The organism is Gemmatimonadota bacterium (genome assembly GCA_026702745.1).
In the GTDB taxonomy this organism is placed as follows: Bacteria; JAAXHH01; JAAXHH01; order JAAXHH01; family JAAXHH01; genus JAAXHH01.
The window spans coordinates 1-18,962 of the sequence record JAPPBT010000068.1; the positions used below are offsets into that span (position 1 = coordinate 1).

The 18,962-nt window shown below is 61.8% G+C and carries 22 protein-coding genes; 5 read left to right on the top strand and 17 right to left on the bottom strand.

Annotated elements, in window-relative coordinates; all coding sequences use genetic code 11:
* Both groEL and groES read right to left on the bottom strand, forming a co-directional pair.
* On the bottom strand, positions 1-791 hold a 791-nt coding region (gene groEL / locus OXH56_11575), incomplete at its 3' end, for a chaperonin GroEL (GenBank protein ID MCY3555944.1).
* A 77-nt stretch (positions 792-868) separates the two neighbouring features.
* Positions 869-1,156: a co-chaperone GroES gene (groES, locus tag OXH56_11580; GenBank protein MCY3555945.1), complete on the bottom strand. Its 288-nt coding sequence runs from the start codon at positions 1,154-1,156 to the stop codon at positions 869-871.
* Between the two features lie 481 nt (positions 1,157-1,637).
* On the opposite strand from groES, the gene OXH56_11585 reads away from it, so the two are divergent.
* The 3 genes from OXH56_11585 (at position 1,638) to OXH56_11595 (ending at position 4,324) form a co-directional block, all read left to right on the top strand.
* On the top strand, positions 1,638-2,678 hold the full coding sequence (locus OXH56_11585; protein ID MCY3555946.1) for an Ldh family oxidoreductase: 1,041 nt from the start codon (positions 1,638-1,640) through the stop codon (positions 2,676-2,678).
* Between the two features lie 26 nt (positions 2,679-2,704).
* The gene (locus OXH56_11590) at positions 2,705-3,715 is read left to right on the top strand and encodes a Gfo/Idh/MocA family oxidoreductase (protein MCY3555947.1); all 1,011 of its coding nucleotides are present in this window, start codon (positions 2,705-2,707) and stop codon (positions 3,713-3,715) included.
* Between the two features lie 150 nt (positions 3,716-3,865).
* Positions 3,866-4,324 (top strand): hypothetical protein, encoded by a 459-nt coding sequence (locus OXH56_11595; protein MCY3555948.1) that lies wholly within the window; start codon positions 3,866-3,868, stop codon positions 4,322-4,324.
* A gap of 48 nt (positions 4,325-4,372) precedes the next feature.
* On the opposite strand, the gene OXH56_11600 is transcribed toward OXH56_11595, so the two are convergent.
* The 15 genes from OXH56_11600 to OXH56_11670 form a co-directional block, all read right to left on the bottom strand.
* Entirely contained in the window at positions 4,373-4,771 is a 399-nt protein-coding gene (locus tag OXH56_11600; GenBank protein MCY3555949.1) for a helix-turn-helix transcriptional regulator, read from the bottom strand.
* Complete coding sequence (locus tag OXH56_11605; protein ID MCY3555950.1) at positions 4,768-5,208, bottom strand: hypothetical protein; 441 nt, start codon at positions 5,206-5,208, stop codon at positions 4,768-4,770. The genes OXH56_11600 and OXH56_11605 overlap by 4 nt, the downstream gene beginning before the upstream one ends.
* A gap of 114 nt (positions 5,209-5,322) precedes the next feature.
* Entirely contained in the window at positions 5,323-6,516 is a 1,194-nt protein-coding gene (locus OXH56_11610; GenBank protein MCY3555951.1) for a nucleotidyltransferase domain-containing protein, read from the bottom strand.
* Positions 6,517-6,603: 87 nt separating this feature from the next.
* Complete coding sequence (locus tag OXH56_11615; protein MCY3555952.1) at positions 6,604-7,191, bottom strand: N-acetyltransferase; 588 nt, start codon at positions 7,189-7,191, stop codon at positions 6,604-6,606.
* Between the two features lie 56 nt (positions 7,192-7,247).
* Entirely contained in the window at positions 7,248-8,612 is a 1,365-nt protein-coding gene (gene argH, locus OXH56_11620; GenBank protein ID MCY3555953.1) for an argininosuccinate lyase, read from the bottom strand.
* A gap of 16 nt (positions 8,613-8,628) precedes the next feature.
* Positions 8,629-9,822, bottom strand: a complete 1,194-nt coding sequence (locus OXH56_11625; protein MCY3555954.1) for an aspartate aminotransferase family protein — start codon at positions 9,820-9,822, stop codon at positions 8,629-8,631.
* Between the two features lie 63 nt (positions 9,823-9,885).
* A complete protein-coding gene (gene argB / locus OXH56_11630) occupies positions 9,886-10,674 on the bottom strand; it encodes an acetylglutamate kinase (protein MCY3555955.1) in 789 nt (262 codons plus the stop codon).
* Position 10,675: 1 nt separating this feature from the next.
* The gene (gene argC, locus OXH56_11635; protein ID MCY3555956.1) at positions 10,676-11,695 is read right to left on the bottom strand and encodes an N-acetyl-gamma-glutamyl-phosphate reductase; all 1,020 of its coding nucleotides are present in this window, start codon (positions 11,693-11,695) and stop codon (positions 10,676-10,678) included.
* Between the two features lie 19 nt (positions 11,696-11,714).
* A complete protein-coding gene (locus OXH56_11640) occupies positions 11,715-12,182 on the bottom strand; it encodes a hypothetical protein (GenBank protein MCY3555957.1) in 468 nt (155 codons plus the stop codon).
* Positions 12,183-12,487: 305 nt separating this feature from the next.
* Complete coding sequence (locus OXH56_11645) at positions 12,488-13,306, bottom strand: YHYH domain-containing protein (protein MCY3555958.1); 819 nt, start codon at positions 13,304-13,306, stop codon at positions 12,488-12,490.
* 190 nt (positions 13,307-13,496) lie between these two features.
* Positions 13,497-13,988 (bottom strand): cyclic pyranopterin monophosphate synthase MoaC, encoded by a 492-nt coding sequence (gene moaC, locus OXH56_11650; protein MCY3555959.1) that lies wholly within the window; start codon positions 13,986-13,988, stop codon positions 13,497-13,499.
* A complete protein-coding gene (locus OXH56_11655; protein ID MCY3555960.1) occupies positions 13,966-14,502 on the bottom strand; it encodes an ECF transporter S component in 537 nt (178 codons plus the stop codon). Before OXH56_11655 ends, moaC begins: the two co-directional genes overlap by 23 nt.
* Before the next feature lie 27 nt (positions 14,503-14,529).
* Positions 14,530-14,952 (bottom strand): DUF420 domain-containing protein, encoded by a 423-nt coding sequence (locus OXH56_11660; GenBank protein ID MCY3555961.1) that lies wholly within the window; start codon positions 14,950-14,952, stop codon positions 14,530-14,532.
* Positions 14,953-14,955: 3 nt separating this feature from the next.
* Positions 14,956-15,801 carry a heme o synthase gene (cyoE, locus tag OXH56_11665; GenBank protein MCY3555962.1) on the bottom strand — a complete coding sequence of 282 codons (846 nt, stop codon included), beginning with the start codon at positions 15,799-15,801 and terminating at the stop codon, positions 14,956-14,958.
* 9 nt (positions 15,802-15,810) lie between these two features.
* Positions 15,811-16,308: a hypothetical protein gene (locus OXH56_11670; GenBank protein ID MCY3555963.1), complete on the bottom strand. Its 498-nt coding sequence runs from the start codon at positions 16,306-16,308 to the stop codon at positions 15,811-15,813.
* Positions 16,309-16,625: 317 nt separating this feature from the next.
* Here OXH56_11670 and OXH56_11675 point away from each other — a divergent pair, with 317 nt between their 5' ends.
* Both OXH56_11675 and OXH56_11680 read left to right on the top strand, forming a co-directional pair.
* Complete coding sequence (locus tag OXH56_11675; protein ID MCY3555964.1) at positions 16,626-17,624, top strand: ROK family protein; 999 nt, start codon at positions 16,626-16,628, stop codon at positions 17,622-17,624.
* Positions 17,625-17,628: 4 nt separating this feature from the next.
* On the top strand, positions 17,629-18,942 hold the full coding sequence (locus tag OXH56_11680; GenBank protein MCY3555965.1) for a M20/M25/M40 family metallo-hydrolase: 1,314 nt from the start codon (positions 17,629-17,631) through the stop codon (positions 18,940-18,942).
* The last annotated feature ends 20 nt before the right edge of the window (positions 18,943-18,962 follow it).

Below are 18,962 nucleotides of genomic sequence, written 5' to 3' on the forward strand. Positions count from 1 at the left end.
TTGACCACCAGCGTGGCCAGGGCCTCGCCCTCCACGTCCTCGGCGATGATCAGCATGGACTTGCCCTGCTGCACGACCTTCTCGAGGATGGGCAGGAGATCCTTCATGGCGCTGATCTTCTTCTCGTGGATCAGGATGTAGGGATCGTCCAGGCTGCATTCCATCCGCTCGGAGTCCGTCACGAAATAGGGGGAAATGTACCCCTTGTCGAACTGCATGCCCTCGACCACGTCGAGCATGGTGTCCATGCTCTTGGCCTCTTCCACCGTGATGACCCCGTCCTTGCCCACCTTCTCCATGGCATTGGCGATCAGGTCGCCGATCTCGGGGTCGTTATTGGCGGAAATCGTTGCGACCTGGGCGATCTCGGTCTTGCCGGCCGTCGGCTGGCTGATGCCTTCGATCTCGTCCACCACCGCGGACACGGCCTTCTCGATACCGCGCTTCAGGGCCATGGGATTGTGACCGGCGGTCACGTTCTTCAGCCCCTCGCGGTAGATGGCCTCTGCCAGCACCGTGGCCGTCGTGGTCCCGTCGCCGGCGATATCGCTGGTCTTCGAAGCCACTTCCTTGACCATCTGGGCCCCCATGTTCTCGTAGGGGTCCTGCAATTCGATTTCCTTGGCCACCGACACGCCGTCCTTCGTGACGGTCGGCGAACCGAACTTCTTGTCGAGCACCACGTTCCGGCCCTTGGGACCCAGGGTGACCTTCACCGCCTTGGCCAGGGTCTCCACACCGCTCAGCACGGAGCGCCGCGCTTCATCCCTGAATTTCAACTGCTTTGCCACTGGTTCAACCCTCCTTGCATACGCTCAGATTCAGCCGCAACCGGACCTTGCAGGTTACGGTTCGGACACTCGATGACCTACGATACGATACCCAGGATGTCCTCTTCCCGCATCATGAGGTATTCGGAATCATCCAGATTGACTTCCGTGCCGGAGTACTTGCCAAAGAGGATCTTGTCGCCGACTTTGACTTCCAGCGACACGCGGTCGCCGTTGTCGCCGACGCGCCCCGGACCGGCCGCCACGACCTCGCCCTGCTGCGGCTTTTCCTTGGCCGTATCGGGGATGATGATACCGCCGCGCTGTACCTCTTCTTCCTCGAGGCGTTTGACCAGGACCCGGTCGCCCAAAGGTTGTACGTTCATTGCTTCCTGCTCCTTTCACTGGTGATAAGAACGCTGATTTTGAAATCAGCACGATAATGAATGATGATCTCGTCCGCTTTCTTACGTGCAATTTCCGTGCCACGATGGAGAAAGCCGCCCGCATAACTGGGTAATTGCATCTTAAATTATTGTTAATAAATGGGTTATGTACTTAGTTGAGAAACGCCGGATGATGCCGCCTTGCTATCCGGTTTTCTGCCAATCTGTCACATGCGCCAACTAGTGCCATTATGGCATTGCCAATATAACGCAACAGGCCAATTTAGCCATGCCGGTATGGCGTGTCAAGGGTAATTGCAAATCTGATTGTCAATGACCGGCGATGTGATATTTTACCTCTGGGCCGCCTGGCCGGTCCGAAGGTTCGGACTGGCACGTCTGCCGGTCCGGCCCGATCCCCAATGCCCATCAGACGCAACTACATGTAAATCATCGGAGCAGAAATCACAGGAGCTTTTCCATGCCCGTAGTGCCCTTCGACAAGCTCAACAGCCTGAGCCGCGCCATCTTCGAGGCGACCGGCATCCCGGCGGAAGACGCCCACATCCTCGCCGATCACCTGACGACCAGCAACCTGCTCGGGCACGATTCCCACGGGGTGTGGTTCATGCCCCGCTACGTCCCGTCCCTGCAGTCAGGTTACCGGCCCTGGGAAGACCATATCGTGGTGGCGGACCGGCCCGGTTTCGCGCAGATCGACGGGAACGGCGCCAACGGCATCGTGGCGGTGACGAAGGCCCTGGCCCTGGCGGTGGAGAAGGCGCGCAGCGCCACGATCGGCCTGGTTGCCCTGCGGAACGTATCCCACATCGGCCGGCTGGGCGACTTCCCCCCGCGGATCGCCGAACAGGGCATGATCGGCATGGTGGGACTCAACGGCGGGGGAGAATTCGTGGCGCCCTACGGCAGCGCCGACCGGCGCTTGCGGCCCGAACCCATCGCCTTCGCCGTGCCCCGGGAGAAAGGACCGCCCCTCATGCTGGACATGACGCTCAGCGTGGTCGCCGGCGGCAAGGTCGAGCAGAAAATAGAGCGCGGCGAGCCCATGCCGGACGGCTGGCTGATCGACCAGCAAGGCCGCTACGTGAACGACGGCAGCCGGTACCACGCCGAGCCGGACCAGGTGGCCGTACTGCCCCTGGGCGGCCTGCAGTTCGGCCACAAGGGGCACGGGTTGGCCATGATGATCGAGATGATCATCGGCCCCCTTTCAAATGCCGGATGCACAGGCGGCAAGGGCGGCGGCGGGATCCTGATCGCCGCGTTGGACATCGAGGCCTTCATGGACCCGGCCGACTACAGGGCGGAAATCGAAGCCCACGTCGCCTACGTGGGTTCGGCGAAACCCCTGCCGGGATTCGAGAAGGTATATGCACCGGGAGAGATCGAAGAAGTCACGCGGCAACAGCGGCTCGCTGAGGGCATTTACATCCCGGACAAGACCTGGACCACGATCACGGAAACCGCGGCCGGACTCGGCGTGGAAATGCCGGGTGTGTAGCACACGGTAGCACACAGGAGTATCCCATGCCCGACAAACCCGTACGCGTAGCCGTCTACGGAACCGGCCGGTTTGCGCAGGCCACCCACCTGCCCAACCTGAGCCGGATCGACGGCGTCGAGATCGCGGCGCTGTGCGATATCGATGAAGACGCGCTTCGCGAAGCGGCTGCGCAGTTCGGCGTCGACCGCACCTACACGGACGCCCACGCGATGCTGGAGGCCGAAAAACCCGACGCCCTCTGGTCCATCGTGCCGGCCTTCGCCCGCACCGACGTGGAAATCACGGCGGCCGAACGCGGCATCCAGCTCTTCAGCGAGAAGCCCCAGGCCATGGACATGTCCCTGGCGAAGCGGATCGACGCGGCGGTGCGTAAGGGCGGCGTCATCAGCACGGTAGGCTTCCGCGAACGGTACCGGCCCATATTCCGGGAAGCCCGGCGGCTGCTCCGGGACAAGCGTGTCGTGCACGTCCGCTTCCAGCAGATCGCGCATAGACCGAAGCCGCCCGCCTCCGCCCGCACCGCATGGTCGCAGCAGGTGGAGAAAGGCGGCGTCCGCTTCTTCGACTGGGGCGTGCACGCCACGGACTACACCCGGTTCATGACCGGGCAGAACGTAATCAAGTCCCAGGCCTTCCTGTACCATCCGGAGGAATACCATACGCCGCTCTCTTCGTCTTTTCATTACCAATTGTCGGACGGCGCCACGGCGACGCTGACCTTCATCGAGTGCGATCCGACCGGTCCCGGCGAGGAACCCTACTTCAAAATCTACTTCGACGGCGGGAGGCTGGCGGTATTCGGTTACGAACGGATCGAAGTGAACGACGAGGTCGTCTACGAGGCCGACCCCTTCGACCCCTGGCTGGCCCAGGACCAGGCCTTCGTCGAGGCGATCCGGTCAAACGACCCCGGACTCCTTCAAAGCGACTATCACGACGGCCTCCGGTCGCTCGCGCCGATCCTGGCCGGATGGTATTCGGCACGCCGGGAAGGGGCCCTCTTGGACGTGGAACGGTTTATCGAGAAGGCGTGATCCAGGCGGGATCCAGGCGGGATCCGTGCGAATCCTTGCGGTGTGGTTTTTGGCGGCGCAATTCAGGCGGCGCGAGACAGCCGGCGCGAATCCAGGTGCCGCAATACAACCGGCGCGATACTTCCGGCGCGCTATTTCCGGGAGACGACCATGTACCACAAAAGCACGCGTTACTTCGTTCTGTCCGCACTGCTGATCGCCATGGGATGCGGCGGACCGAAGGAAGATCTCACCCATCTGCTTGTTGCCGGCGGGCGGATCGGCGTCGTGATGGAAGACGAACGGATCGTCTCACTCAATTCGAAGGAGAACGAACCGGTCGTATGGACGTTGAGCCGGTTCGGTGGGGTGATCGAATCGTGGGACGCGGAGGGGTTGGCCGTCGTCGTGGATGACGTCGACGTGCCGGTAGGCCTGCTCGATACGTTTTCATCCGATCGCAACCGGCTCGTGGTCGAAATCACGCAGGCCGGTGGCAGGGACGGGAATCTCGGCGTATCGTTCGAGCCCATCGGCGATTCGGGATCCGGCGTAGTCGTCCGGATTTCCGACGATGTGGTGTTAGAGGGCTTGAGGCAGACCGAAGATGAGTTGGAATTGAGGATTTAGCGGGTGCAGGTGGCGGACTGCGGGAATGTTACATGTTGATCTGTAGTTTTAGTCACCTACACCCAGCGCTCCAGCAACTTCTCTTATTCGAGACAGACGCGCTGAAGCATAATCAGTCGCCTCGTACCGTTGAATTTGCTGCTCTTTCAATCCGAGCCGCTCTGCCAGGTCTTTCTGGCTCAAACCTTGGGCAATTCTCGCTTTGATCAGTATGGTCGGTATTTCTTTCACGGTTTTAAGCTGATCCAGCTTGAATTTGCCCGACTTCAATGATTCATATTCACGTAAGTCTGCTTCCAAATCGGAAAGCTGGCTACGCACTGCTTCTTTTTGCGCTTTCAAGATAAGCGGATGTACCCCCATCTCATCGCTCAGGCCTTCCAAGGTACGAACGAATCGTGATACCTGTGCTTTGGTAATTAGATATTGCCTCTCGTTCTTAATCAATTGAGATCTCCCAAATCCAGTGCGATTATCCCTTTTTTGTTTCCAGTGTGTTTGTCTGACTGGAAGAATTCATAGAATGACAGTCCGTCGGTACTCGCTGAAACAGATGCAGGAAACAATTCCCCCATGTACCTTGCTTTCTGGGTAGCCCTGCCGGAATCGAAAGTCAACAGGATGGGATCGAGAACAATCGGATCTACTCCGTTTTCATCCCAACATGCATCGAAGTCATTCGGCATGTTCTTGTTGGAAACAAAGCTACCGTCTAGATAGACCGTTCGACAACCGGCCAGTTTAAGATTTGACAGCGCTTCTCGAAGACCGGAAAGAAGTAACCGTCTCCATGGATTTGTCCCAAATCTAGTCGACACCTCTTCCCAGTCTGACCAGTAAACACCTGGAGGAAGGTTGCCGGAACTGTCGAAAACAGGTATCATTACACAACATATTAATTGTGTTGAAAATGTCAATTAGAACAGTCATAGTTAATAGTCGTAGTCTACAGGTATAACTCGCAGGTAATCATGGATGAGACATCACTCCACTGTGGTTTACAGGAATTCAGACTTGTCCCACAAAGCCTCCAGTACCGTCCATCTGGCCACCATCTCTTCCCCGTCTAAAATCCCATCTACGAGCCGAGAGAGATCCGTCCCCGAGTCCGCTGGCAAGTTATCAAACACTTTGATATCCTTGTGGATCCATCGCGGCATACTCAGAAACCGCCCGTTCCGCATGTACAGCGCGATCAGAAAATCGTTCACAGCCTGGTTGGCCAGGCAGTAGAGATGGATCCGGTCATCGGCGTCCTGCGCCTTTCGCCACTGGTCCCGAAACAGGGGCAGCCGATGCTGTGCTTCAGCAATCACTGACTTCACCAGTTCATCGGGCAGGTGCCCGAGCACCTCTTTCCACACCCTCAGCCGCCCATCCGAATCGACCAGTGAGTGGCAGTTCTGCAACTCCTCGGCAAGGATCCGTTGCTCGGGCGGCCAGGGCGGGCTGGGAAACGCCGCCAGCATATCTTCCACGGTCTGCCTGGTCCAGTAACGGATGTGGACCATCGCCCCGTCGAGCACCACGCTGTCGCAGGCCGGCTCAATCAGGGGCCCGTGCCGTATGTCCGGCCATTCGGCGATCAACCGCTGGCGATCGGCCTCTCGGGGAATGACCGGGCCGAAAACGAGCAGGTCGATGTCCGACTGGCGATCGGCATAACCTCTTCCCAGGGATCCACCCAGCGCCACGGCGCTCACTCCCTCGAGAAGCCGGATCCTTTCCACGATCTCGGCGGCCAGGGCGTATAACTCGCCAGGATCCCGGGACTTATCCGGCTTGAAGGATCCTACCTCGATTTCCCCATCCAACGCGCCATGATCGCCACCGGATTCATACAGCAACTCCAGGAAATCCCGCATCAGCCGGGACGCGGCCGCCCACGCCTTTTCAGGTACCCGTTCGGTCGCCAGCGTCCACAGGGCATCGCCCGCATTTTCCGGCGCCCTGGACAACCCGTTCAACCGGTTGCGCGCACCTTCGAGCCGCGACGGATAGTACATAATTTCCGGTAGCCCGTTCATCCCATAGAGCACGGTAGCGGTCTGGTGGATGATCAGGTAGAGGGCGTACCTGAATCGGACGTGATCGCCGCGATCTATCAGGTTGGTCGGGGGAAGCCGCAGCCACCATCCGAGCTGTGTCGCCGCTTCCTCCACAGGGTTCGATAGGGGGGATCGTTTAAGCACGTTTTTTTGCCAGTCAAAGGGAGTCAACGGGGGCGAGTGGCGAATCACCGGTGAGCGAGTGGCAATCACCAGTGCGCGTTAGAAGGGTTACCGAGGAGCGGGAGAAGGCATGATCAGCGTGGGGTCCTGCTGCATGTCCGGCAGGGCGGGTTCCGGTTTCCGCTGGTCTTCGGGGATCAGCGTCCGGGCTACCGCGATCTCGTCGCAGTGGGTGAAACGGGCGCAGGTGGTACAGTCCTTCCAGACCTTGTGCGGCAGAGTCTCGCGGTCGACCACCTCGAACCCGTGGCGGCCGAAAAAGCTGGTCTCGTAAGTCAGGGCGAAGACCCGGGCGACACCCAGTTCCTCCGCCTCCGCGATGAGTACGTCGACGATCCGCCCGCCGATGCCGCCGCCCCGGCATCCCCTCCGGACGGCCAGGGACCGGACCTCGGCCAGGTCGTGCCAGACGATCACGAGGGAACCGCAGCCGATCACCTGGCCGTCACGCTCGCCTACGACGAAGTACCGGATGTGCTCGAACAAGCGGTATACCGACACCGGAAGGAGGATGTCCTCCTCGATATAGGGCTGGAGAATCTCCATGATCTCGGGAACGTCCCCGATCACGGCCGGGCGGATGACGGTTTCGCTTCCGTTCGATGCCTGCGACCTGATTTTGTCCGTTTTATTCATGACCGTCCTGCTCCTCTGCATCCTGCGCGCTGAGCTCGCGGGCCGTTTCCATCTGCTTAACCGCGCGCAAGGATCTCACGGGCCTGTTCCAACTGCTGCTCGATCGCTCTTCGACCGGTGCCGCCGGGCAGGGCCCGCTTGTCGGCGCTGTCGTCGAAGCTGAGCTGCCCGATTGTAGCTTCGTCGAAATGCGCTGAATACTGCTGGTACAGCTCGAGCGGAAGGTCCCGCAGGCTGCAGCCTCGGCTTAAAGCCTCGTCCACGAGCGCGGCCACGATGCCGTGTCCTTCCCGGAACGGCACGCCGCACCGGGTCAGGTAGTCCGCCAGGTCCGTGGCCAGCATGGTGTCGTCCATGCTTTCTTCAACCCGATCGCCGCTAACCTCCAGCGTCTCCCAGATCGCCGTGAAGACCGTCAGCGCGACGGTCACCGTGTCGATCGCATCGAAGAGCGGTTCCTTTTCATCCTGCATATCCTTGTTGTATGTGTGGGGCAGTCCCTTGAGTATGGTGACGAGGGAGACCAGGCTGCCCACGACGCGGCCGGTCTTGCCCCTCAGCAGTTCGGCGGCGTCCGGGTTCTTCTTCTGCGGCATGATGCTGCTGCCCGTGGCCAGCCGGGGATGCTGCTTGACGTACCCGAATTCCGTGGACGACCAGATGACCAGGTCCTCGCAGGCCCGGCTGATACGGATCATCAGCGTCGTGCATGCGGCGAGGAACTCGACGTTGAAATCGCGGTCGCTCACCGCGTCGATGCTGTTGGGCGAGATGCCGTCGAAACCCAGTTCTTCGGCCAGGAACGCGCGGTCGATCGGGAAGGCGCTGCCCGCCATCGCCCCGGCGCCGAGGGGCATGACGTTGATCCGTTTCCGGCAGTCCGCCAGTCGCTCCCGGTCCCGCTGGAGCCCGAACAGGAGCGAAAGGGCGTAGTGGGCGAACCGGATCGGCTGGGCCTGCTGCAGGTGGGTATACCCGGGGAAGACGGTGTCCACCGTGCGTTCGGCCAGCCCCAGCAGCGCCGCCTGGCAATCCCGGATCCGCCCGGAGACGTCGTCTACCACCTCGCGGAGATACATCCGCTCGTCCGTAGCGTTCTGGTCGTTGCGGCTGCGGCCCGTGTGGAGTTTTCCGCCCACGGAGCCCACTTTCTCGATCAGGCGTTTCTCCACGGCCATGTGGATGTCTTCCAGGTCCCGGGTCAGCGCATAGGCGCCGCTTTCGATCTCGCCTTCGATCTCGCCCAGCGCCTCTTCGATAACCCGGCCTTCATCGGCGGTGAGCACACCGATGCGGACCAGCCCTCGGGCATAGGCGATGCTGCCCCGGATGTCCACGCGAAACAGGCGGCGGTCCGCGTCGATGGACGCGTGGAAATCATCCATCAACTGTTTGAGTGATTCGTCTCGGCTGTCGGTCATGATGCTCCCTATCTGCTCACCGCGCGTCCAGCACCCCGCCGATGATCTTGAGCGCCTCGTCCACGTGCCGCTGCTCGATCACCAGGGGCGGCGCGCAGCGGAGCACGTTGTCCCCGGCCGTTCCCACGATCAGGCCCTCGTCCCGGCACGCGCTTACTACGTCACCCACCTTGTCTTCGAATTCCACGCCGATCAACAGGCCCGCACCCCGGACTTCCTTGATATCCGTATGGGTTCCGGCGAGGGCATTCAGACCGGCGGTCAGTTTGCCGCCCATTTCCAGGGCCCGGTCCGCCAGCCCCTCGTCGATCATCTTGCTGACGACGGCGTGGGCCACGTGACAGGCCACCGGGTTCGCCCCGAAGGTGGAACCGTGCATGCCCGGCTTGAGGACCTCGGCGATGTGGGACTTCATCATGACGGCGCCGATGGGCAGGCCGCCGGCCAGCGGCTTGGCCAGGGTCATGACGTCCGGCTCGATGCCGTGGTGCTGGTAGGCGAAGAGCTTGCCCGTGCGGCACAGGCCGCACTGGATCTCGTCGAAGATCAGGGCGACTTTGCGTTCGTCGCACAGCTTGCGCAGATGGCGCAGGAACTCCACGTGCGCCGGGTTCACGCCGCCCTCGCCCTGGACCGGCTCGACCATCACGGCCGCGGTACGCTCCGCCGATATGGCCTCTTCGAGAGGCTCGATCTCGTTCAGGGGCAGGTAGACCATGCCCGGGAGCATGGGCTTGAAGCCCTCGTGGTACTTGGGCTGGGCCGTGGCGCTGACGGCGCCGTACGTGCGGCCGTGAAAGGCGTTCTCGAAGGTCACGATCTCGTGCTTGGCCTCGCCGCCCGCTTCGGACGCCCACCGGCGCGTGAACTTGAGGGCCGCCTCGATGGACTCCGATCCGCTGTTGCAGAAGAAGACCCTGGCCGGGAAGGCGTTTTCCACCAGCAGCTTCGCGAGCTTCACGTGGGGTTCCGTGTGGTACAAGTTGGAGATGTGCATCAGCTTCGCGGTCTGCTGCGCCACGGCGCCGATGATCTCCGGTACCCCGTGGCCCAGGGAATTCACCGCGATGCCGCCGAGGAAATCGAGATACCGCCTGCCCTCGAGGTCGTAGACGTAGGCGCCGCTGCCCCGGTCGAACACGACGGGCGGACGCACGTAGGTCGGCGCGATGTACTGTTCCTCCAGGGCGATGATCTCTTCGGTAGTCATGCTTGATCCTTTCATTCGGTGGTTACTGCCGACTGCTTCGCCTCGACCGATAGCAATACGGCGCTATCCCGTGGTCACTACCGTTCCGAAAACACTTTCTTCCGACGCCAGTTCCTTCCGCAGCGTTCCGGCCCCCTGCCACGCGATGATGCGGGCGCGGCGGACGCCGTAGGACAGGCACTCGAGGGCGGAGCGGACCTTGGGAATCATCCCGCCCGTGATCTCACCCGCTTCGATCAGCGCGTCGGCCAGTTCGGGGGTCAACTTGCGGACGGGCCGACCGTCGGACCGATGGATGCCGGCCACGTCCGATATGAACACGATGTCGTCGCAGGCCACGGCCCGGGCGATGTCCAGCGCGGCGTGGTCCGCGTTGACGTTGTAGGTCTCCCCGTTGACGCCCCCCGAAATGGGGGAGACCACAGGCGTGACGTGGTTCGACGCGCAGAGATCGAAGAGGGTGGTATTCACCTCGACGATCTCTCCCACGAAGCCGATGTCCACGCCGTCCTCCCGGTACTTCTCCGCCCGCAGCAGGCCCATGTCCTTCCCGCTTACGCCGAGGGCGTTCACTCCGCTGTGCTGAAAGCGCGAGACCAGTTCCTTGTTGACCTTGCCCGACAGGACCATCTCCACGATCTCGACCATGTCGCCGTCCGTGACGCGAAGACCGTTCACGAAGGTGAACTCCTTACCGAGAAGTTCAAGGTACCGGCCGATCTCCGCACCGCCGCCGTGGACGATGATCGGGAAAACGTCCGGCAGGTCCCGAAGGTCGGCGGCCAGCTCCTCGATCACGCCGTCCTGCTCGATCGTCGCGCCGCCCAGTTTTACCACGATGTTTTGTGCCATGCTAGATCAGCCCCGTCGTTTCGTCCAGGCCGCTCATGACGTTCACGTTCTGCAGCGCCTGGCCGGCGGCGCCCTTGACCAGGTTGTCGATGGCGGACGTGACGATGGCCAGGTCCGAACCGTCCACCCGGTCGACGCGCAGGTCACAGTAGTTCGTCCAGGTCACGAACCGCGTCTCGGGATAGCCGGACTGCGACAGCCGGATGAAGGGCTCTCCTTCGTAGCGCTGCTCGTACAGGGCCGCCAGGTCACCTTGGGTCGCGCCGTTCTTCACACGTACGTAGGTCGTCGCCAGGATGCCCCGGCTCATGGGCGTCAGGTGAGGCGAAAAAACCACGTAGGGCCGCGCATCGGAGAACCTGGACAGTTCCTGCTCGATTTCCCCCACGTGGCGATGCGAGTGACCGATGTTGTACGGCGTGATGCTGTCGTTCACCTCCACGTAGAGATTGCGCAGCTTCAGGCCCCGGCCGGCGCCGCTGACGCCTGACTTGGCGTCCACGATGATCTGCCCGGCGTCGATCACGCCTTCTTCGAGCAGCGGGGCCAGGCCGAGGATAACGCCGGTGGGATAGCAGCCGGGGTTGCCCACGAGATCGGCCGTTCGTATGCGGTCCCGGTTCAATTCGGGAATACCGTACACCGCGTCATCGAGGAGCGATGGGGCGGTGTGCGGGCGGTTGTACCAGGACGTGTATACCTCCGGATCGTCGAAACGGAAATCGGAACTGACGTCCACGACGCGCACGCCCCGGTCCAGGAAGGCGCCGACCCGGTCCATGGCCACCCCATCCGGCGTGCAGAAACAGACCACGTCAGCGGGTTCGTCCCCAATGTCGTCCAGGGACCTCAGCGTAATGTCCCGGTCCGGATCGACCCGGGGAAAGACCTCGCCGAGTTTATGGCCGGTGTACTGTTCCGAAGTGGCGAAGGCGATCTCGATGCCGGAATGTCGTGACGCCAACCGGTACAGTTCCATGCCCGTGTATCCCGTCGCGCCGATGATCCCCAGTCTGATCATGTGCCTTCCCTCTTCTGCTTCACCGCTTCTGCTTCATAATGGCCTTGACGCGCCGCATCGTTTTTGCGGCCTGCGCGGTCGACTTGGTAATCAGCAGAATCGTGTTCTCGCCCGCGACACTGCCCACGATCTCCGGCCATTCCGCCTGGTCGATCGCCTCGCACACTCCCGACGCATGGCCGGCGGAGGTCTGCAGGACGACCTGGTTCATCGCGTCGTCCGCACTGACGACGAAATCCCGGATTTCCCGTTCGACCAGTTCGTCCTGGGTCTCCACCGAGTAGTAACGCGGCAGCACATACTTGTACTGCCCGTCCGCGAGACGCGTCTTGATGACGTGCAGTTCCTTGAAATCCTTGGACAGCGTGCCCTGGTTGACGTCGATCCCTTCCGTGTGCAGGGCCGCGATCACCTCCTTGTGCGTATGGAAGTGCCCCCGCTCGATGAGTGATCGTATGGTGCCCTGGCGCTGGTGCTTGGCGTTCATATTTGATTAAATAAATATGTGATTATGTGCATAATTATTCCAATAAACGCACTACAATATATGGTCAGATTGCTTGCCGTCAAGAAAAAAGACCGGCAGGTCAAGTTTCAGTCAACAAAACGTGGATGTGTAGGTCGGAGAGATTCGGGGGAGGCGATCGGGAGAGCCGATCGCGGGTGGAATGTACCGGAATCGAATTCGTTTGTCCCGTCAACCGGTATGGCGGATCACCACGCCAAATGGCATGATGTAGTGGTGTAGCCTTCGTCCTGATGATCAGATGGGCTACCTGAGATTTCGTCGGATTACTCACGTGAACAGGTTGGACGCTTGACTTCAAAAGAAGTACAGGACCGGTATACGGCGAGCACGGCGTCGGCTTCGGCCTGATCCATGGACAAGCCGTATTTCCGCTTTATTTCCAGGTATTTCCCCACGTACCAGCATCGGTTGTTCTCCGGCAACCAGTTTGCGGGATCCTTGTCCCTTTTCTCGTAACGATTCAGTCGAGGCGCCGCCAGTGTCAGGTTGTCCAGGTCCGATGCGTACTGCTGTCGTTCCGCTCGCGTCCTCAACCCCATTCCACTGTCGTGGGCTTCTGAGTTGGCCACGATGTGCTCGATATCTGTTGCCCCCACATCGCTGAAACAACGCATCGAATAGGGTGAGAAAACACCACCTTGCCGTACTACGATCTGCTGTTCGATGGACACCGGATAGGAATAATCGCTTCGTTCGTACGCTGTATGTCGTACATCGGGCGCGACGACAACACCCAGCTCGGGATGTATCTTCCCTGGTGCCGTTGGCGCTGTTGGTGCTGTCCGGTGAGCGGCGTGGTCTCCTTCCGTCAGACCGGCCAGCGCTTCGAGCGCTTCGGCCTTGGAGTCGAAGGTCCTGCCGGCGAGTGGTCCTTCATGAAAATGGTAATTGCCCTGGCTGCGGTTGTTATGGCCGCCATGTTTGTCTTTACGCCCTCCGTGGGCTTCTGCGACAACGGCAAACGATACCTGGCACAGCACCAACAGCATGCAGGTAACCCACGTCATCCGGGTCTTGCAAGTTACGCGCGATGCACTGACACAAGCGGAAGCACGGGCGATATTTCGTAGAATCGAATACATATGTATACACAATATATATACATACGTAAACACGGCAACCGGATCGGTACTGGCTACCGGAATCTAAGTCCTACGAAAGCGGATAAGGTTGCAATGGAATGAAACTGGGATGAAGTACCAGAACTTGCAGGAACTACCGATGCGATGTCAATCGTTCAGATGGTGTTGGAGCGTCTCAGGGTAGTCCGGACTACCCCGGACGTTCCCACCCGGGCCGCCTGAACGCCCCGGACCTCCCGCCCTCCTTCTCCACGAGCAGGATGGATGCGATCTCCATGGTCCGGTCCACGGCCTTGCACATGTCGTAGAGGGTCAGGGCAGCCACGGAGACGGCCGTCAGGGCCTCCATTTCGACGCCGGTCTTGCCGGACGCGACGGCCGTGGCCAGGAGGCCGATCCTGCCCGCGTCCTCGTTCAGGGTGATGTCGATCTCCACGTGGGTCAATGGAATGGGGTGACACATGGGGATGAGGTCGCCCGTCTTCTTGGCCGCCGAGATGCCCGCGATCTTCGCCGTGGTCAGCACGTCCCCTTTGCCCATCTCGTCGGCGGAGATCTTCCGGATCGTCTCCGTCGCGGATCGGACTTCCCCGTAGGCCACCGCGCGCCTTTCCGTAACCGGTTTCTCCGTCACGTCCACCATGCGGACGCGTCCTTTTTCATCGAGGTGCGAGAGGTCCATAATCACTCCGTTTCAAGGCGTTTCTCAACAGGACGGACAGGGGCAGGGCCACCACGACCGCCACGCCGCCCTGCACCAGGTTGCCCGGTATCTCCGTCAGCGCGGCGATGCCGCCGAACAGGACCGACCCGGCCAGGTAGTAACCGGTAACCATCCAGGCGCCGCCAATCAGCACGGCTGCGAAGGCCGCGAACCGGCCGGGATGGTGACCGCCCCCGGTGCCCCAGAACGCGATCGATCCGACCAGGATCCCCTCGATCCCCTTGATGACGAGCGTCCAGGGCGCCCAGATGAAGTAGCCGCCCAGCGCGTCGGCCAGGGCGGAACCGACCCCGCCCGCGAGACCGCCGATGCGCCATCCGAAGACGAGGGCGAGGGTGAACAGCAGCCCATCGCCGAGATTGATGTATCCCTGCGTGGCCGGATTGGGGATGCGTATGACAAAGGTCGCCAGCGTCACAAGCGCGATCGAGAGCGCGGCCAGCGTCAACTTGCGTACCGGAACAGCGGCCATATCAGGAACCTGTCCTTGCCATTTCACCTAACCTTGCCATTGGTACAGCATCAGGTACACCAGCACACCGGTAACGGACACGTACAGCCAGATCGGCAGGGTCCAACGGGCCAGCGGCGCATGGCGTTCGAAACGCCCCTTCAGCGCGTGGCGCAGCGTCAGCACGACCATGGGCACGATGGCCGTGGCCAGGATCGTGTGGCTGATGAGGATGGTGAAATAGACGTAACGGGTCCATCCCTCGCCGGTGAAGGGCGTGCTTCCGTGGTTGAAATGGTAAATCAGATAGGTGGTGAGAAACAGTACGGACGCGGCGACCGCACCCAGCATGCACGTCCTGTGCGCGGCGATGTTACGTTTCCGGATGTTGATGTAGCCCGCGACCAGAAAAGCCGCACTGGTTGTATTCAGGCAGGCGTTCACCAGGGGCAGGTCTGTGATCTCCAGCATGCTTTACACCTTGTCGTAGGCCATCACGGAGAACTGGACCAGCAGGAACACCAGCGACGCGATAAACAGGTTCCTCGCCGACGCCAGGGTCCGGGTCGCGGTCAGGTGGATGGCGAAAGCGAGCAGTCCCAGTCCGGCCGCGAGCGCCGCGTAGAAATAGACGACCCCCGATATGCCCAGTATGGTCGGGACCAGGCTGAAGGCGGTCAGGGCGAGGCAGTTGATCAGGATCTGCACGCTCGTGAACCGGCCGTCCGGATCGACGGCGGGCAGCAGCTGAAACCCGGCGCGGGCGTAGTCTTCGCGGAAGAGCCAGGCCAGCGCGAGGGCGTGGGGCATCTGCCAGAGAAAGAGGATGGCGAACAGGACGCCGGCCTCCAGCCCCAGTTCGTTTCGGGCGGCCGCCCAGCCGGTCACCGGGGGCAACGCGCCCGGGACGGCGCCGAACACGGTCGAAAGCGTGGTCCGGTGCTTGAGCGGCGTGTAGAGAAACAGGTAAGTGGCGGTGATCAGCGCGGTGACCACGCAGCTCAGGACGTTAATCAACAGCGCCAGGTACAAAAGGCCCGCCGCCGTGATGGCCGCGCCGAACCCGAGGGCCTGCGCGGGCCGCAGCTTTCCGGCGGGGAGCGGACGCTTCCGGGTCCGGTGCATCATGGCGTCCCGGTCTCGCTCCATGAACTGGTTCAGGGCGAGCGTGCCCCCTGCCGCCAGGGCGGTCCCGGCCAGCGTGTGCAGCAGGCGCATCCAGTCCACCGGTCCGTCGGACCCCAGGTAGAACCCGACGCAGGTGGTCAGCACCAGCATGATGACCAGGCCGGGCTTGGTAAGGGCGATGAAGTCCTTCATGAAGCCGAATCAGACAGAGACGTTCATGGTCAGCAGGATCAGGCCCAGCAGCACCGCCGCCGCGAAGAGCACGGCGCCCACGATGCCCGAAGCCCTGGACTTGAACCCGATGCTGCCGTCTTCGAGGACCCGGGGTTCCAGGAGCCGGACCGCATGGTGCACGATCAACGCGATCACGATCAGGAGCTTGACGGTCATCAGGGCTTCGTACCCCGGCGGAAGCAGCGGGTACAGCTCGGGCTGGGACGACATCGCCCGGGCGGCCACCCCGTCCATGATCCGGTTGTACAGGCTGAACGAACCGCTCACGACCAGGATGACGATCGCCGTCCAGGATACCCGGCGGAATATGGCGCCGGTCCGGCGCATGATCTCCACGCGTTCCTCCGACGCCCTGCCCGACCGGAGCACCGGGGTGAGTGCGACCAGGACGTAGAAGAAACCGCCCGCCCACAGTACGACGCCCAGTACGTGCAGCCACATCCACAGAATTTTGGTATCCAACATATGCCGTCCTCCTCCTCTTCTTCCGGCCGGCCATGGGACGGCCTATAGGAACCGCGCGCCTCAATACTCAGGGCCGCTCATGACGGGATGCGACCGTCCGACTCCTGAAAAATGCCCGGGCCGGACGGTCGCTGTCAATCAGTTTTTGGCGGCACGAAGCGGCATCGCGACCCGGCTGAAAGCAGTTGACACTACCCATCCGCGGACTATAATAACTGCATGATTTTCGGATAGCCGGAAAGCGCCTGCGAAGCCCCGGGATTCATGCGCCGACCCGCGATTATGCCCAGCCAGGATTAACGCTTCGACCCGCGATTATGTCCCAGCCAGATCGGAACGCCCCGTACCTCCTGGGTCATGACATCGGCGGCACCAAGCTCGCCGTGACCGTCGCCGACCGGAACGGGAAGATCCTGCACAAGATCCGGCGGCCGACCGAAGCCGAAAGGGGCCCGCGGGCCGTGGTGGCGTCACTGGTGGACATGTCCCGCGAAGCCATGGCGCGCGCCGGGCTCGCCCCGGAGGACCTGGCCGGTGTCGGCGTCAGCTGCGGCGGTCCCCTGGATACGGAAACCGGGGTGGTCTACGCGCCGCCCAATCTGCCGGGCTGGGACGAGGTCCCGCTGAAGGCGTGGTTGGAAAGCGCGCTTTCGCTGCCGGTTTTCGTCGAGAACGATGCCAACGCCAGTGCCCTGGCGGAGTGGTCCTTCGGGGCCGGCCGGGGATGCCGGCACATGGTGTACATGACCATGAGCACCGGTATCGGCGGCGGGATCATACTCGATGGCCGGCTTTACCGCGGTCCCAACGACACGGCCGGCGAAGTGGGGCACATGACCATCGTCGAAAACGGTCCGCCCTGCGGTTGCGGTAAGCGCGGCTGCCTGGAAGCCCTGTGTTCGGGGCCATCGATCGCCAGGCGGGCCCGGGAGAAGGCACAGGCGGAACCCGGCTCGCGCATGGTCGACCTGGCCGGCGGCGACCCGGCACGCATCACGGCGGAGACGGTCATGGACGCGGCCAGGCAGGATGATCCCGCCGCCCGGGAAATCGTGGACGAGACGGCGCGTTACATGGCTGTCGGACTGGGGAACATCGTGAATATCCTGAACCCGGAGGTCATCGTCATCGGCACCATCCTGGTCAAGTCGCAGGACCTGTTACTGGAACCCATCCGCGCGTACCTCCGGCGCGAAACATGGCCGCGTGTTTATGACACGGTGCAGGTTTTACCCGCAGGACTGGGAGACGAAGTGGGCGATCTCGCCGCCATTGCCGTGATCCGGCAGGCGGTTCAATCCGAAGGGAGCATGTAGCGCATTGGACTGGAACGCGATGGGACGGGAAGCCGTACAACTGCTGGGCGAGTACCTGCGCATCGACACGACGAATCCCCCCGGGAACGAGGATCGCGCGACCGCCTTTCTCAGCCGCATCCTCTCCGAAGAAGGCATCGACTGCCAGGTTTACGAGTCCGCACCGGGACGCTCCAATCTCTACGCGCGGCTGGAAGGGGACGGTTCGAAGCGGGCCGTGGTGCTGCTGAGTCACAGCGACGTGGTTCCCGCCGACCGCCGTTACTGGTCCGTCGACCCCTTCGGCGGCGAGGTCAGGGACGGCTACATATGGGGTCGCGGCGCCCTCGACATGAAGAACCTGGGCATCGCGGAGCTTGTGGTCTTCCTCGCGCTGCACCGGAACCGCTTTCCATTGAAGCGGGACGTGATCTTTCTCGTCACCGCCGACGAAGAGGCCGGCGGATCGGCCGGCGCCCGGTGGATTACACGGAACCGCCCGGAACTCGTCTCTGACGCGGAATTCCTGATCAACGAGAGCGGCAAGGGACGCCTGGAGAACGGCAGGGCCGTCTATTCCATCGACATCACCGAGAAGTCGCCCTGCTGGGTCCGGCTGGTCGCCCGCGGCGAGCCCGGTCACGGCTCTCGCCCCAAGCCTCATTCCGCCGTTAACCGGCTCATCCGCGCCTTGAGCGCTATCATGGCCTACACGCCTCCGATCAAGGTGACAGACGCGGCCGAACGGTACTTCGAAGGCATTGCCCACCTGCAGAAAGACGGATACCGCCGGCGATTCGCGAATATCCGGGAGTCCGTCCGGGACCGCCGTTTCCTGGCGGACCTGCTCCGCAATCAGCATCACGCCGCGATTCTGCGTAATACCATCTCGATAACCATGTTGCAGGGCAGCGATAAAATCAATATCATACCTCAGGCTGCGACGGCCGAACTGGACTGCCGGCTGCTTCCGGGGGAAAAGCCCGAAGATTTCGTCCAGGAGCTGAAACAGGTGGTCGGCGACGACGGGATCGAGATAGAGACCATACTGAACTTCGGGAACACGTCGTCGCCCTTCGATTCGTCCCTGGTCGAGGCGGTGCGCGAGGTCGTTTCCAGGCACCACGATCGCGCGGAGGTCGTGCCGAACATTCTGTCCGGCTTCACGGACAGCCACTACTTCCGCGACCTGGGGATCCACTGCTATGGCTTCATGCCCTTTCTGTTAATCGACGAAGAGCTCAGACGTATCCACGGCAACGACGAACGGATCTCCCTGGAGAACATGGAACGGGGTCCGAGGATTCTCTACGAAGTCATCGAAAAACTCTGCGGCTGATATCAGCATCAAGGAGACGC